Raw genomic sequence first — 826 nt, 5'->3', positions numbered from 1 at the left:
TAAAAATTACTGGCATAAGGGGTTCGGTTTAGCAGCTATGCAAGAAATGCTGAAGGTTGGCTTTAATGAATTAGGCTTAAATAAGATTTGGCTAAGGGTAGAAGTGGATAATGAAAAAGCGATTAAGTCATATAGCCGAGCAGGATATCAAGAAGAAGGTATCCTGAGGCAGGATAGATTGAGAAATGGAGAATTTGTTGACCGTCTGAGGATGAGCATTCTTAAAGATGAATTCTTCGGGGAACAGGGCATTTAGTTAAGGTTAGCAAAAACCACGGGGTCAGGTCCCTTGGCTCTTTTTAAGCTGGGCCAAGGGACCTGACCCCGTGGCCCACCATGAAAGAAGGGGTTAGCAAAAACCACGGGAGGATATCAAATGACCGTAACATTATCGCTTTGTCCTTATGAAGATAAAACGGTTCTATCTAATCTGATTCAGTTATATCGTTATGACAGCAGTGAGTTTGAGGGCCATATTTTAAGTCAGCATGGTTTATATTCATATAAATACCTGGACCATCAATGGACAGAAGAGTACCGACGTCCATTTATCGTTAAAGTTGATGGGGAAATAGCAGGGTTCGTATTAGTCATCCTTGATGTACCAAGAGATTTCACTAAATTAAGCAACAGGGAAAAAACAAACGTAATAAGCGATTTTTTCATCATGCGAAAGTTTAGAGGTAGAGGCATTGGCAGGCATGTTGCTTTTTCTATATTCGAACAGTTTAAAGGTGCTTGGGAAGTGAGGCAAACCTCTGAAAATAAACCTGCATATGCTTTTTGGAAAAAGGTGATTGCTGAGTTTACACAAGATTCTTCTTAC

General features: G+C 40.1%; 2 protein-coding genes. Both read left to right on the top strand.

Annotated features, from left to right (window positions below):
- Positions 1 to 256 (top strand): GNAT family N-acetyltransferase (locus FZD51_RS25905; protein WP_148977250.1); only part of this gene is annotated, 256 nt, incomplete at its 5' end.
- A gap of 120 nt (positions 257 to 376) precedes the next feature.
- On the top strand, positions 377 to 826 hold a 450-nt coding region (locus FZD51_RS25900; RefSeq protein ID WP_148977249.1), incomplete at its 3' end, for a GNAT family N-acetyltransferase.

Origin of the sequence: Bacillus infantis, assembly GCF_008180445.1 — a bacterium.
Lineage (GTDB): Bacteria > Bacillota > Bacilli > Bacillales > Cytobacillaceae > Bacillus_AB > Bacillus_AB infantis_B.
Note: the sequence above shows the minus strand (reverse complement) of the source record. Positions and strands in the feature narration are given on the sequence as shown.